This is a genomic window from Pseudomonas chlororaphis subsp. chlororaphis, from assembly GCF_003945765.1.
GTDB lineage: Bacteria > Pseudomonadota > Gammaproteobacteria > Pseudomonadales > Pseudomonadaceae > Aquipseudomonas > Aquipseudomonas chlororaphis.
In genome coordinates this window covers 1,395,445-1,409,125 of sequence record NZ_CP027712.1, presented here as the reverse complement: position 1 = coordinate 1,409,125, position 13,681 = coordinate 1,395,445, and the positions used below count along the sequence as shown (strand labels likewise).

The window sequence follows — 13,681 nt, the reverse complement described above, 5'->3', positions numbered from 1 at the left end:
AGCGGGGCTTTTTTGTGCCCGGATGTTTTTGCTTAATGGCACCCAGGCTATATGATCCGCCCCCTCGGACAATCATATGGAAACTGCAGGATGCCGTTCAGACACCGGAAGTTGTTGAGCGCAGCGGTGCTCACACTCGCCCTCCCTCTCGCACTCAACGCCACACCTCGCCCCGACCATCCAACGATCATCGTCGGCATGGACAGCGGCGCCAGCTACATTGCCAAGGACTCGCAGCAACAACCCGAGTTGCGACGCGCGGTACTGCTGGAGCTTTCCAGCGCCCATCGTTGCGGCAGCAACGAGGTTTACCTCACCCCTGAATCCTCAGGCATCCCCGCGGAGTCGTTCGGCCAGGCCCTGGAAGAAATCCAGCAACTGATCGATGACCAGACCCCACTCCTGCTGACCCTCTCAGACTGCGACGGAAAACGAGCCTTTTTCGAAAAGGTCCGGCCCTGCACCACCGAGGAATGCGGCGAGCTGACTGCATCCCAGGTCGACGGCAAGCTCTACCTCGACGAGCGTTATTCGCCGACGGGCCAAGGCCAGGCCTCGTACTTCCTGACGATGCCGATGAGCTACGACAAGCGGCAAAAAGCCTGGAACGCGAAAATCTTCTATGTCGAATCAGGCACCCTGCGCCGGGACTATTTCGTCAGCACCGAAGACTTCGTTTCGGGCAAGGCTGTTCACACCTCGAAAACCTACTATCCGGACGGCCAGGTCCGCCACAGCGCTGGCTATGACCTCAATGGCAAACGCCAGGGAGAAGCGCTGACCTACTCCGAGAGCGGTGTCGTGGTTAAACGCTCGAACTATAGGGACGGCCTCCTCGAGGGCTGGCAGAGCACCTACCACGACAATGGAAAAGTCGCCGAGTCCTATAACTGGCGCCAGGGCAAACGCGTCGACGGCGAATACCTGGAATACGACGAGAACGGCAAGCGGGTCGGGCGCATCACCTACCGGGCGAATCTGCCGGACGGCCCGATCACCAGCTATTACCCGGATGGCAAGATCAAAGACAGCGGGCAGTTCGTTGCCGGCAAGAAAGTCGGCCCCAGCCCGTCCTATTACCCTGACGGCACACTGGAAAGCACAGTCGACTTCGTGGACAACCAGCCCGTGGGTTGGCAAATCCAGTACCACCCCAACGGCAAGGTAAAGCAGAAGCAATTCAACGACGAACACGGCACCCAGCGCAGTTATGCCCTCTGGAGCGAACAGGGCGTGCAGACGCTTCAGTGGCAATGGGATGAACAGCACCGCGAGCAGGGCGACTTCAAGACCTGGTACGACAACGGCCAGCTCAAGGAGCACAAGGTCTACAAGGACGCGAAACTCGAAGGCCCCGCCGTCACCTGGTACGACAGCGGTCAGATGGAATCATCGACCGATTACCTGGATGGCAAAGAGCATGGCTGGATGCGTCTCTGGAACGAGGACGGCAGCCTGCAGAGCGAATGCCAGTACCAGACGGGCACCCGTCAAGGTGCATGCAGTTGAGGCTGACATAACGCAGCGCTATTGAGACAGCCCTCTTCCCGCTGCCAAACAAAAAGTCCCGCGAGTGCAAACCGCGGGACTTTTTCATTTCCAGGCCTGCGAGCTTACCAGGCGACGCCAAACCCCGCGGTGTAGCGGGTCTTGTTGAGATTGCTGTCCTTGGTGCCACTGATGATGTCCCGTTCGGCCTTGAGGTTGAGCGACGCCCATTCCGTGACCTTGTAGCGCAGGCCGATCTCGGCATCCAGGGCGTAATCGGCAATATTGGACAGCGGCCGCCCCACCTCGCCATTGGTAAACAACTCGACCCGCTTGCCAATCAGGTAACGGTTGTAGTCCCACTTCATGGCCAGGGAATAGAAGTTGTCTTTGCCGCCATCCTTGTACTCGTAGTCGGTGCGGTTGAGCAGCGAACCCAGGGAGAACGCACCCAATTCGTTATCCCAGAACTGGTAACCCGGACCGGTACCCACCACGCGCTGGCGCGCCAGCTCCTCGACCTTGTCACGCTTGTAATTCAACCGCCCCTGCCAGAACCATTTATCGGTGAGGAAGCGGTCCAGTGCGTATTCGCCGCGCCAGTTGTCGGTGGTGACCACATCGTTCTGGAATTCGCGGTTGTACTCGCCTTCCGCCGTGTGCCGCCATTTGCCGTGGCGCGCCGAGGTCTTGAAGTCGATGTCGTAGTCGTCGGTGTCCTTTTCCGCCCGCTGATAATCCAGCGCTATGTCGACATTGCCCTTCCATACCAGGTCCTCGACCACCGGCTTGGGCTTCATGATCTGCTGGATGCTCGCCAGCTCGACAGTCTTCGGCGCCTCGCCATTGGCCAGGGTGACCTTGCCGTCTTCCGCCGCGTGCAGGGACTTGGCCTTCTCGCCGGTGTAGGCATCCTGCTTGACCAGCAGTTCCTGATCGCTCTCCAGCGTCTTGACCTGCTTCCAGTCGATCGGGATGGCCCCGGCATACTCGGTCTGGATCAATAACTTGCCACCGTCGAACACTTTGATCTTGCCGCTCAGACGGTCACCGTTCTTCAACCAGACGGTATCGGCGAGCAAAGGCGTGGCGGTACTGAAAACGGCAAGGCACAGCAGGGTTCTGGACAACATAAACAGATACAAGGCTCGAGTTCGCGAAAAAAACCGGCATTATCCACATGAATAAAACCTCAGGTAGGGACTGACTCGACTATCTATAGTGAGTTCAATTCTCAATTGTTAATAAACCCTTTGTCCTACAGACGGTTTACAGGCCTGCATCAGGAAACCCGAACGTGATCGAACCGCTCGACGCCGACCAAAGCCCCGCCGAAATCCGACGCACGGCGCTCTACCTGACCCTGGCCCAAGTCCCGGAAGGCAAGGTAGTCAGCTATGGGCAACTGGCGGAAATGGCGGGCCTGGGTCGCGCCGCGCGCTGGGTGGGACGCACCCTCAGCCAGTTGCCCGCCGACACCACCCTGCCCTGGCACCGCGTACTGGGCGCGGGCGGGCGCATCAGCCTGCCCGTGGGCAGCGCTTCGGGCGACGAACAGCGCGCGCGACTGCGTATGGAAGGTGTCTCGATCCTGAACAATCGTGTGGATATTCGGCGCCATGGCTGGCGTCCGGTAGAGCACAGCGGTTAGAGTGCGCGCTTTGTTTCCGTAATTCTTGAGGCAGACTCCAGCCCATGCCCCGTAAAACCTGGCGCGCCGCGCTCGCCGCCTATGCCAGCCCCTCGACGCTCGTGCTGTTGCTGCTTGGTTTCGCCGCCGGCCTGCCCTACATGCTGGTGTTTTCGACACTTTCAGTCTGGTTGCGCGAAGCCGGTGTGGCTCGCGAAACCATTGGCTACGCCAGCCTGATCGGTCTGGCCTACGCCTTCAAATGGGTCTGGTCGCCCTTGCTCGACCAATGGCGCCTACCCTTGCTGGGCAAACTCGGACGCCGCCGCTCCTGGCTGGTCCTGTCGCAATCGCTGGTGCTGCTCGGGCTGATCGGCATGGGGTTCTGCGATCCGCAAAAGCACCTGTCCTGGCTGATCGCCATTGCGGTTATCGTCGCCTTCGCCTCTGCCACCCAGGACATCGCGGTGGACGCCTACCGCCTGGAAATCGCCGAAGACAGCCGCCAGGCCGCCCTGGCCGCCGCCTATATGTCCGGCTACCGCGTCGCCGCCCTGCTGGCCACGGCTGGCGCCCTGTTCTTCGCCGAAGGTTTCGGCTCCACCGGTTTCAGCTATAAACACGCGGCCTGGACCGGCACCTACGTGCTGTTCGGCGTGCTGATGATCCCGGCCCTGCTGACCACCCTGTTCATGCGCGAACCGCCGGTGCCGCTGCGCACCCAGCTGTCGGCCGGACGCTACAGTTTCGTGCACCAGCTGGTGTCGGTATTCGTGCTGATCGTGCTGCTGGTGTCCGTGCCGGCGATGTTCACCCAGCTCTACAACACCGACTTCGCCAGCGTGCTGTTCGAAGGCGCCAGCCTGCTGGACCTGCTACTGGAAGACCGAGCGTTCCTGCGCGCCATTCTCTATATCATCCTGACCTCGCTGTGCCTGTCGGCCATGGGCCGCCGCGGCCTGGCCCCGGTGCTGACGCCGGTCAACGACTTCATCCTGCGCTACCGCTGGCAAGCCCTGCTGCTGCTGGGCCTGATCGCCACCTATCGGATGTCGGACACGGTGATGGGCGTGATGGCCAACGTGTTCTACATCGACCAGGGCTTCACCAAGGACCAGATCGCCAGCGTCAGCAAGATTTTCGGCCTGATCATGACCCTGGTCGGCGCCGGCATGGGCGGCCTGCTGATCGTGCGCTTCGGCATCCTGCCGATCCTGTTCATCGGCGGCGCCGCCTCGGCCGCGACCAACCTGCTGTTCCTGATGCTGGCCGACATGGGCCCCAACCTGCAGATGCTGGTGGTGACCATTTCCCTGGACAACTTCAGCTCGGGCCTGGCCACCTCGGCCTTCGTCGCCTACCTGTCGAGCCTGACCAACCTGAAGTTCTCGGCGACCCAGTACGCCCTGCTCAGCTCGATCATGCTGCTGTTGCCGCGCCTGATCGGCGGTTATTCGGGGGTCATGGTGGAGAAGTTCGGCTATCACGACTTCTTCCTGATCACTGCCCTGCTCGGCGTGCCGACCCTGGTCCTGATCGCCCTGCACTGGTTCCAGGAAAACCGCCGCGCCGAACCGCCGCAAGCGCCCGAAGCCACACCGCCGGCCACGCCACCCGCTACAGCTGTCAGCGAAGAACCCTAGGAAACCCCGGGGCATACCGGCATTCATCCGGCGCCCCGACCTCCCCCGGCCGCAATCCTGTACGCCAACGGTTCTCGCCCGTACAATGCTTCGTCATTTCTAGTCTTCAGCAACCGACAACGGCCTACCATGCGCACCAGTCAATTTTTGCTCGCCACACAGAAAGAAACGCCTTCCGATGCGGTCGTGATCAGCCATCAGCTGATGCTGCGCGCCGGCATGATCCGCAAACTGGCCTCGGGCCTGTACACCTGGCTCCCGATGGGCCTGCGGGTGATGCGCAAGGTCGAAGCCATCGTTCGTGAAGAAATGAACGCCGCCGGCTCGCTTGAAGTGTTGATGCCGAGCACGCAGCCGGCTGAACTGTGGCAGGAATCCGGTCGCTGGGAGGAGTACGGCCCTGAACTGCTGCGCTTCAAGGATCGCCACGGTCGCGACTTCTGCGCCGGTCCGACCCACGAAGAAGTGATCACCGATCTGGCCCGCAACGAACTGAGCAGCTACAAGCAGCTGCCGATCAACCTGTACCAGATCCAGACCAAATTCCGCGATGAAATCCGCCCACGCTTCGGCCTGATGCGCGGTCGCGAGTTCATCATGAAGGACGCCTACTCCTTCCACGCCGACCAGGCATCGCTGCAGGTCACCTATGACCGCATGCACCAGGCCTACTGCAACGTGTTCACCCGCCTGGGCCTGAAGTTCCGTCCGGTCGAAGCCGACAACGGCTCCATCGGCGGCGCCGGCTCCCACGAATTCCACGTACTGGCCGAGTCCGGCGAAGACGATATCGTTTTCAGCAACGGCTCCGACTACGCGGCGAACATCGAGAAAGCCGAAGCCGTGCCACGGGAAACCTCGCGCCCGGCGCCGAGCGAAGAACTGCGCCTGGTCGACACCCCTGACGCGAAAACCATCGCGCAGCTGGTGGAAGGCTACAACCTGCCGATCGAAAAGACCGTCAAGACCCTGGTGGTGCACGCCGAGGAAGCCGGCAAGCTGATCGCCCTGATCATCCGTGGCGACCACGAGCTGAACGAAATCAAGGCTGCCAACCAGCCTGGCGTCGCCAGCCCGCTGGTGATGGCTTCGGAAACTGAACTGCGTGACGCCATCGGCGCCGGCGCCGGCTCCCTGGGCCCGCTGAACCTGCCGCTACCAATCATCGTCGACCGCTCGGTGGCCCTGATGAGCGACTTCGGTATCGGCGCGAACGTCGACGACAAGCACTACTTCGGCTTCAACTGGGAACGCGACATGCCGGTCCCGACCGTGGCCGACCTGCGCAACGTCGTCTCTGGCGACCCAAGCCCGGACGGCAAGGGCACCCTGGAAATCAAGCGCGGCATTGAAGTCGGGCACATCTTCCAGCTGGGCAACAAGTACAGCAAGGCGATGAAGTGCGAAGTGCTGGGCGAGAACGGCAAGCCGGTCACCCTGGAAATGGGCTGCTACGGCATCGGCGTGTCCCGCGTGGTGGCCGCGGCCATCGAGCAGAACAACGACGAGAACGGCATCATCTGGAGCGACACCCTGGCCCCGTTCCAGATCGCCCTGGTACCGCTGCGCTATGAAACCGAGCAGGTTCGCGAAGCCACCGACAAGCTGTACGCGCAACTCACCGCCGCCGGCTTCGAAGTGCTGCTGGACGACCGCGACAAGAAGACCAGCCCGGGCATCAAGTTCGCGGACATGGAGCTGATCGGCATTCCACACCGGATCGTGGTCAGCGACCGCGGCCTCGCCGAAGGCAACCTGGAATACAAGAGCCGTACCGAAGCCGAGGCGCAAGCGCTGCCGGTGGCTGACGTGCTGTCCTTCCTCCAAGCCCGTATCCGTCGCTGAAACCAGATAGAGAAGTCATGTTCAAGCGAAACACCTTAAGCCTCGGTGGCGCCGCCTTGTGCGGCGCCCTGTTGCTCAGCGGCTGTGCCAACCAGATGTCGCAACGCAGCGAGCACGAGGAACGTGTCGAGCGCAAATTGCTCGATCACAGCCTGCAGATCGATGTCGGTGAGCCTAAGGTGCTTGAGCTGCCGCAACGCCGGGTACGCATCCACGAGCAGAAGACCTTCGAAGTCACCGAGTTCGAAGTCACGCGTCGCTACGATCGCTACACGCCCTATCAACCCTGGCGGGAGCTCTACGAGATCCCGCTGGGCGCGGTAGCCGTGGTCGCGGGTGTCGGCGCCAACGTGGTCAATGTGTTTGCCCTGGGCAACCTGCCGGACAGCGTCACCAAGGACTGGATCAGCTACGGCGTGGCCGGGCTCAACCCGTTCATGAACGTGCAGTCCCACGGTCGGGCGCAGCAGAACCTGGCGGGGATCGATGAAGTCCAGCGCGACAAGCGCGTGGAGTATTCGAGCCTGCCCTGGAGCGAACGCCCGGTACAGGTCAAGGCCGGTAAGGAAACCCACGAGCTGAGCACCGACCGCAACGGCGTACTGCGCCTGAACCTGTTGGACAGCCCGTTTTCCGAACAGGACCTGAACCACATCGGCAAGCTGCAGATCAGCGTCGCGGATGCCCAGGACGACGTGCATTCCGACTCGTCGCTGGCCATCAGCAACACCCTGCGCGGCAAGCTGCTGGAAGCGCACAACCTGATCTACGACGACCTCGAAGATGACGAAGTGAGCCAGTGGGTGCACCGGGTCAAGCGTCTCTCCGAACTGGGCCTGGAAGAAGAAGCCAGCGAACTGGAGCAGAGCCTGATCGAGCTGACCCGCAACGATCCGGAACTGCAAAGCGAATTTCTCAAGTCGCTGACCAAGAACGCCGGCCGCCTGGTCGCCGACCCCGGCGCCCATTGATCAGATAACCATCGCGAGCCAGCCTGTTTCCGCACTGCGGGGGTGGGCTGGCTCGCGATGCTGTTTCAGGAACGGCTGAACAACTCCAGCTGCTCATGCCCGCCACGCAGATCCTGCAAACGCACACCAATCCCCAATAGCCGCACCGGCCTGTCCCCGCGCTTGAACGCCTGGGTCAAAAGCTGCCGATAACTCTCCAGGTCCCGCCCTGCCCCCGCCTGTTCGAGCGTGGTCTGGGTGAAATCGTGAAACTTCACTTTGACGAAGGGCTTGCCCGGACGATAGCTGCTGTCGATTCGCTCGATCCGACCGGCCAGGGTCTGCATCAGTTCCGGGAGTTTATCCAGGCAGCTCTGCAGATCGGGCAGATCAACGTCGTAGGTGTTTTCCACGCTGATGGACTGCCGACGGCTGTCGTTCTGCACCGGTCGCTCATCGATGCCCCGGGCGAGGTTCCACAACCGCTCGCCAAAACTGCCGAACTCGCGCACCAGCGCCAGCTTGCTCCATTCGCGCAATGCCTCGCAGCTGACAATGCCCAGGCGTCCCAGCTTGTCGGCCGTGACTTTGCCCACGCCATGCAGCTTGTTGACCGGCAAGGCCGAAACGAAGTCCTCGACCTGGTCCGGGGTGATCACGAACAGGCCGTTGGGCTTTTTCCAGTCGCTGGCGATCTTGGCCAGGAACTTGTTTGGCGCCACCCCGGCCGACACCGTGATATGCAGCTGGTTGGAGACCCGGCGACGAATGTCCTGGGCGATGCGCGTGGCGCTGCCGGCGAAGTTGGGGCTGTCGGAAACGTCCAGGTAGGCCTCATCCAGGGATAAAGGCTCGATCAGGTCGGTGTAGTCGCGAAAGATCGTATGAATCTCTTTCGACGCTTCCCGGTAGGCTTCCATGCGCGGCTTGACGATCAGCAGGTCGGGGCACAGCGTCAGCGCATGCCGCGAGGACATGGCCGAACGCACGCCAAAAGCGCGGGCCTCATAGTTGCAAGTGGCGATCACCCCGCGTCGCTCCGCCGAGCCGCCCACCGCCATCGGCCTACCGGCCAATTGCGGGTCGTCGCGCATTTCGATGGCGGCGTAGAAGCAATCGCAGTCGATGTGGATGATTTTGCGCTGCGTCATATAAAGGCAGAGTTCATGGAAGCAAGAGATCGATCACAAGACAGGGCGACAGTATCTCACCGAGAACTGTATATAGCACCAGTAGTTTGATTTCTCCTGCCTACCACCAGAAAAATCGGAAGATGAATTTATTTTCTCAATCGGTCAAAGCCCCTCAATAGAGCTGAAAGCCTTGTGCAGCATGCCCTCAGGGCCGATCCAGGGGCTGCATTTTCAAGCTAAGCAATTGAACGAGAACAGTTTTTTCGGCCAATCGGTTGACAGGCCGGCGATCCTCTGTAGAATGCCGCCACACAGACGCGGGATGGAGCAGTCTGGTAGCTCGTCGGGCTCATAACCCGAAGGTCGTCGGTTCAAATCCGGCTCCCGCAACCAAACATCAAAAAAGGCTACTCGAAAGAGTGGCCTTTTTTGTGCGCGCCCGTTTTGTTGTCACGCAAAACAAAACCCTTTGCAGTACCGGGACTTAACCCGCCTTGCGAGTCATTCAACACTTATTTGACTCAATGGATCATTAACGGTTGACACTCCGGCGTTCGTCTGTAGAATGCCGCCACACAGACGCGGGATGGAGCAGCCTGGTAGCTCGTCGGGCTCATAACCCGAAGGTCGTCGGTTCAAATCCGGCTCCCGCAACCAAACAACAAGAAAGGCCACTCGAAAGAGTGGCCTTTTTTGTATCTGTCGAAAAAATCTTTTCGCAACAATGACCTGGCAACCTCCCGTGAACCGTCAGTCACCTCCCCCACTCTTTCCAACCCGCTATGCTCATTGCCAGGCAGCCGCTTGAAAACGCTGGCTGTCCGGGCTCGCAGGGCCATGGTGAGACGCGTTAATATTTGAAACTATTTTTTCTGCAGGGATTGGTAACTTGGCTGGATACCCCCATCCTGTCGCGCACAATCCACGAGGTGATTGATGCGCGCCAACTCGTCTGACTCACAAGACACCGATACCGTTACAGCGAACCAACCGGTTGCGGCCACCCGCTTGCGCTGGCTGGAGCTATTGAGCAAATACCGCCAGCCCATCGGCATGGTCGTGACCCTGCTGCTGTTCGGCATCGCCCTGATTGCCTGTCGTCACCTGCTCAGCGAGCTGGATCTGTATGCCCTGCATGATTCGATCCTCGACGTGCCCAAGCCGGCCCTGCTCGGCGCCCTGGCCGCGACCGTGGTCGGTTTCGTCATCCTGCTCGGCTACGAATGGTCCGCCAGCCGCTACGCCGGGGTGAACCTGCCGCCGCGCACCCTGGCCCTAGGGGGCTTCACCGCCTTTGCCATCGGCAACGCCATCGGTCTGTCGCTGCTCTCCGGTGGTTCGGTGCGTTACCGCCTCTATGCCCGGCATGGCGTAGGTGCCGGCGACGTCGCCCATATGACGCTTTTTGCCAGCCTGTCCCTGGGTTGCGCCCTGCCACCGCTCGCTGCCCTGGCGACCCTGAGCAACCTGCCCGCCACCTCCGCCGCCCTGCGCCTCTCCGAAGGCCTGCTGGCCAGCATTGCCGGCGCCGTACTGCTGCTCTGCGCGATCCTGGTCATCGGTATCTACCGGCGCCGCCTGCCTGAACAGCCACTGCCGGACAACCTGTTGGTCAAGGCCGGGCGCCGTACCCTGCGCCTGCCTGGACGCCGCCTGACGCTCCTGCAACTGCTGATCACCGCCCTCGACGTCGCCGCCGCAGCCACAGTGCTCTATCTGCTGCTGCCCGAGGCACCGCCCTTCGGCGCCTTCCTGCTGGTCTACCTGCTGGCCCTGGCGGCCGGCGTGCTCAGCCATGTACCCGGCGGCGTCGGGGTGTTCGAAGCGATTCTGCTGGCCGCCTTCGCCGACAAGCTCGGTGCGGCGCCACTGGCCGCCGCCCTGCTGCTGTACCGGCTGATCTACGTGATCCTGCCGATGCTGGTGGCCTGCGTCCTGCTGCTGATCAATGAGGCCCAGCGCCTGTTCCAGACCCGTCAATCGCTGCGGGTGGCCTCGGGCCTGGCCGCACCGATCCTCGCGGTGCTGGTGTTCCTGTCCGGCGTGGTGCTGCTGTTTTCCGGCGTGACCCCGGAAATCGACACCCGCCTGCAACACATCGGTTTTCTGATCCCGCACCGCCTGGTGGATGCCTCGCACTTCGGCGCCAGCCTGGTCGGGGTGCTTTGCCTGCTGCTGGCCCAGGGCCTGCGCCGGCGCCTGTCCGCGGCCTGGATACTGACCACCATCCTGCTGCTGGTCGGTGCGGTGCTCTCGCTGCTCAAGGGTTTCGACTGGGAAGAAGCCAGCCTGATGACCCTGACCGCTAGCCTGCTGGCGGTCTTCCGGCGCTCCTTCTACCGGCCGAGCCGCCTCACCGAACTGCCGTTCTCGCCGCTGTACCTGGTGGCCAGCGTCTGTGTGCTGGGCGCATCGATCTGGCTGCTGCTGTTCGCCTATCAGGACGTGCCCTACAGCCATCAGTTGTGGTGGCAGTTCACCCTCGACGCCGATGCCCCACGGGGCCTGCGCTCGCTGCTGGGGGCCGCGGTGCTGCTGGTGGTGGTGTCCCTGACCTGGCTGCTGCGCACCGCGCGCCCGGTGATTCACCTGCCCAATGGCGAGGAGCTGGGCCGCGCGGCGAAGATCCTCATGGCCTCTTCCCAGCCCGACGGCGGCCTGTCCCTGACCGGCGACAAGGCCCTGCTGTTCCATCCCAACGATGACGCCTTCCTCATGTATGCCCGGCGCGGCCGCAGCCTGGTGGCGCTGTACGACCCGATCGGGCCGACCCAGCAACGGGCCGAGATGATCTGGCAGTTCCGCGACCTGTGCGACGTCCACCATGCGCGTCCGGTGTTCTACCAGGTGCGCGCGGAAAACCTGCCGTACTACATGGACATCGGCCTGACCGCGATCAAGCTTGGCGAAGAAGCCCGGGTCGACCTGAACCGCTTTGACCTCGAAGCCAAGGGCAAGGAGATGAAGGACCTGCGCTACACCTGGAACCGCGGTACCCGCGACGGTCTGTCGCTGGAAATCCATGAGGCCGGGCAGGCGCCGATGGACGAGCTGAAAGCCATTTCCGATGCCTGGCTGACCGGCAAGAATGTCCGCGAGAAAGGCTTCTCCCTCGGGCGTTTCAGCGAGGACTACCTCAAGCATTTCCGTATCGCGATCATCCGTTTTGAAGGACGTCCGGTGGCCTTCGCCAACCTGCTCGAGACCTACAGCCATGACCTGGCCAGCCTCGACCTGATGCGCGCCCACCCGGAGGCTCCCAAGCTGACCATGGAATTTATGATGGTCGGCCTGATCCAGCATTATAAAAACCATGGGTATGCCCGCTTCAGTCTGGGCATGGTGCCGTTGTCGGGTCTGCAACCCCGGCGTGGCGCGCCACTGACCCAGCGCCTTGGATCGATGGTTTTCCGTCGGGGTGAGCAGCTGTACAACTTCCAAGGGTTGCGCCGTTTCAAAGATAAATTCCAGCCTGACTGGGAACCTCGTTACATGGCCGTGCCCGCCGGACTGGATCCGCTGGTGGCACTGGCCGATACCGCCGCCCTGATTGCGGGCGGCCTGACTGGATTGGTGAAACGCTGATGATTCAACGCTCCTGGCGGTATGTATTAGCCACTCTGGTGGTGCTTGCCCTGATAGCAGGAGGCGGCTACTGGTACTGGAATCGTCCGGCACCACAACCGACCCTGGAACACCTGGCCCAGACCGATGGCTCGACCCTGACCCGTGTCACCCCGGCCGCCCAGGCCAAGGCCCGGGTCGCCGTGGCCGTCCTCGCCGACGAAGCCCTGAGCGATACCCAACTCCTGGCCCTGAGCCGCGGCGGCGCGGCGCAGATCGTCCAGGTGATCCTGCCCAAGGACGACTGCAAGCTGCAGGAACAAGCCCTGCAGACCGCCCTTGGCCAACTCGCGGGCCCGGCGACCCTGGTCAGCGGCATCGGCCCTGGTGCCGCCCTGGCCTGGCGCTGGATCGCCACCCAGAACGACGACAAGGCCCAGGCCGTATCGGTGGGCTTTACCATCAACCCGGCACCGGGTTGCACCGATCCATTGCCCAAGACCCTGGCCCACGGCCACTGGCTGGTGGCCTGGAACGACAACCCGGATGACGAAAGCGCCGGCTTCGTGCGTGACACCCCCAATGCCAGCACCAGCATCAGCGACTACGACATTCACCTGCCTCAGGTGCTGAACAACGAGCTGCGCAAGCTGCTGGTAGGTTCGGACAACGGCGGCCTGAATATCCCGGTGGTCGAAGTGCCGGCCGGCCAGGCCAAGGACACCGTGACCCTGTTCCTCTCCGGCGACGGCGGCTGGCGCGACCTGGACCGTGACGTGGCCGGCGAGATGGCCAAGATCGGCTACCCGGTGGTCGGCATCGACACCCTGCGCTACTACTGGCAGCACAAGACCCCGGAGCAGAGCGCCACCGACCTGACCGAACTGATGCAGCACTACCGGCAGAAATGGGGCACCAAGCGCTTCGTGCTGACCGGCTATTCGTTCGGCGCCGACGTGTTGCCAGCCATCTACAACCGCCTGCCGGAAGCCGAGCAGCAGCGAGTCGACGCCATTATCCTGCTGGCCTTCGCCCGCACCGGCAGCTTCGAGATCGAAGTCGAAGGCTGGCTGGGCAACGCCGGCAAGGAAGCCGCCACCGGCCCGGAAATGGCCAAGCTGCCAGCGGCCAAGGTGGTATGCATCTACGGCGAGGAAGAAGTCGACGAAAGCGGTTGCACCGACAAGACCGCCGTCGGCGAAGCCATGAAACTGCCGGGCGGCCATCACTTCGACGAAAACTACCCGGCCCTGGCCCAGCGCCTGGTCAACGTCATCGAGAAACGCCAGGGCAAGGACAAGGTCGCCGACGAGTGATCTGAATGGCCCAGACAAAAGCCCCCGCTGCCAACCGGCACCAGGGGCTTTTTCATCCGTGAAATCCTCCTCTGCGGGAGCGGAGCTAGCTCGCGATCAGCGCGGGCTGTCA

At 62.3% G+C, this 13,681-nt stretch carries 9 protein-coding genes and 2 tRNA genes; 9 read left to right on the top strand and 2 right to left on the bottom strand.

Annotated elements, in window-relative coordinates:
• Positions 1-126: 126 nt before the first annotated feature.
• A complete protein-coding gene (locus C4K27_RS06315; RefSeq protein ID WP_242627804.1) occupies positions 127-1,509 on the top strand; it encodes a toxin-antitoxin system YwqK family antitoxin in 1,383 nt (460 codons plus the stop codon).
• Between the two features lie 104 nt (positions 1,510-1,613).
• Here the strand turns inward: C4K27_RS06315 and C4K27_RS06310 are convergent, their stop codons facing one another.
• Positions 1,614-2,621 carry a DUF481 domain-containing protein gene (locus C4K27_RS06310; protein WP_053259841.1) on the bottom strand — a complete coding sequence of 336 codons (1,008 nt, stop codon included), beginning with the start codon at positions 2,619-2,621 and terminating at the stop codon, positions 1,614-1,616.
• 164 nt (positions 2,622-2,785) lie between these two features.
• Between C4K27_RS06310 and C4K27_RS06305 the strand changes: the two genes are divergently transcribed.
• The 4 genes from C4K27_RS06305 to C4K27_RS06290 all read left to right on the top strand — a co-directional run bounded on the left by C4K27_RS06305 (position 2,786) and on the right by C4K27_RS06290 (position 7,577).
• Positions 2,786-3,139, top strand: a complete 354-nt coding sequence (locus C4K27_RS06305; protein ID WP_009042455.1) for an MGMT family protein — start codon at positions 2,786-2,788, stop codon at positions 3,137-3,139.
• Positions 3,140-3,183: 44 nt separating this feature from the next.
• Positions 3,184-4,761, top strand: a complete 1,578-nt coding sequence (locus C4K27_RS06300; RefSeq protein WP_007923912.1) for an AmpG family muropeptide MFS transporter — start codon at positions 3,184-3,186, stop codon at positions 4,759-4,761.
• 129 nt (positions 4,762-4,890) lie between these two features.
• Complete coding sequence (locus C4K27_RS06295) at positions 4,891-6,606, top strand: proline--tRNA ligase (protein ID WP_007923915.1); 1,716 nt, start codon at positions 4,891-4,893, stop codon at positions 6,604-6,606.
• 17 nt (positions 6,607-6,623) lie between these two features.
• Complete coding sequence (locus C4K27_RS06290; RefSeq protein ID WP_007923917.1) at positions 6,624-7,577, top strand: hypothetical protein; 954 nt, start codon at positions 6,624-6,626, stop codon at positions 7,575-7,577.
• 65 nt (positions 7,578-7,642) lie between these two features.
• On the opposite strand, the gene dinB is transcribed toward C4K27_RS06290, so the two are convergent.
• Positions 7,643-8,707 (bottom strand): DNA polymerase IV, encoded by a 1,065-nt coding sequence (gene dinB, locus C4K27_RS06285; protein ID WP_009042451.1) that lies wholly within the window; start codon positions 8,705-8,707, stop codon positions 7,643-7,645.
• Positions 8,708-9,005: 298 nt separating this feature from the next.
• On the opposite strand from dinB, the gene C4K27_RS06280 reads away from it, so the two are divergent.
• The 4 genes from C4K27_RS06280 (at position 9,006) to C4K27_RS06260 (ending at position 13,569) form a co-directional block, all read left to right on the top strand.
• A tRNA-Met gene (locus C4K27_RS06280) sits at positions 9,006-9,082 on the top strand.
• 187 nt (positions 9,083-9,269) lie between these two features.
• Positions 9,270-9,346: transfer RNA gene (locus C4K27_RS06275), tRNA-Met, on the top strand.
• Between the two features lie 279 nt (positions 9,347-9,625).
• Entirely contained in the window at positions 9,626-12,274 is a 2,649-nt protein-coding gene (gene mprF, locus C4K27_RS06265) for a bifunctional lysylphosphatidylglycerol flippase/synthetase MprF (RefSeq protein WP_053259840.1), read from the top strand.
• Positions 12,274-13,569, top strand: a complete 1,296-nt coding sequence (locus C4K27_RS06260) for a virulence factor family protein (RefSeq protein WP_053259839.1) — start codon at positions 12,274-12,276, stop codon at positions 13,567-13,569. The genes mprF and C4K27_RS06260 overlap by 1 nt, the downstream gene beginning before the upstream one ends.
• Positions 13,570-13,681 lie beyond the last annotated feature (112 nt).

Excerpts from the sequence above, each read along its gene's own strand:
- C4K27_RS06295 (WP_007923915.1), top strand. The coding sequence starts at position 4,891 with ATGCGCACCAGTCAATTTTTGCTCGCCACACAGAAAGAAACGCCTTCC.
- mprF (WP_053259840.1), top strand. The coding sequence starts at position 9,626 with ATGCGCGCCAACTCGTCTGACTCACAAGACACCGATACCGTTACAGCG.
- C4K27_RS06290 (WP_007923917.1), top strand. The coding sequence starts at position 6,624 with ATGTTCAAGCGAAACACCTTAAGCCTCGGTGGCGCCGCCTTGTGCGGC.
- C4K27_RS06300 (WP_007923912.1), top strand. The coding sequence starts at position 3,184 with ATGCCCCGTAAAACCTGGCGCGCCGCGCTCGCCGCCTATGCCAGCCCC.
- dinB (WP_009042451.1), bottom strand. The coding sequence starts at position 8,707 with ATGACGCAGCGCAAAATCATCCACATCGACTGCGATTGCTTCTACGCC.
- C4K27_RS06310 (WP_053259841.1), bottom strand. The coding sequence starts at position 2,621 with ATGTTGTCCAGAACCCTGCTGTGCCTTGCCGTTTTCAGTACCGCCACG.
- C4K27_RS06260 (WP_053259839.1), top strand. The coding sequence starts at position 12,274 with ATGATTCAACGCTCCTGGCGGTATGTATTAGCCACTCTGGTGGTGCTT.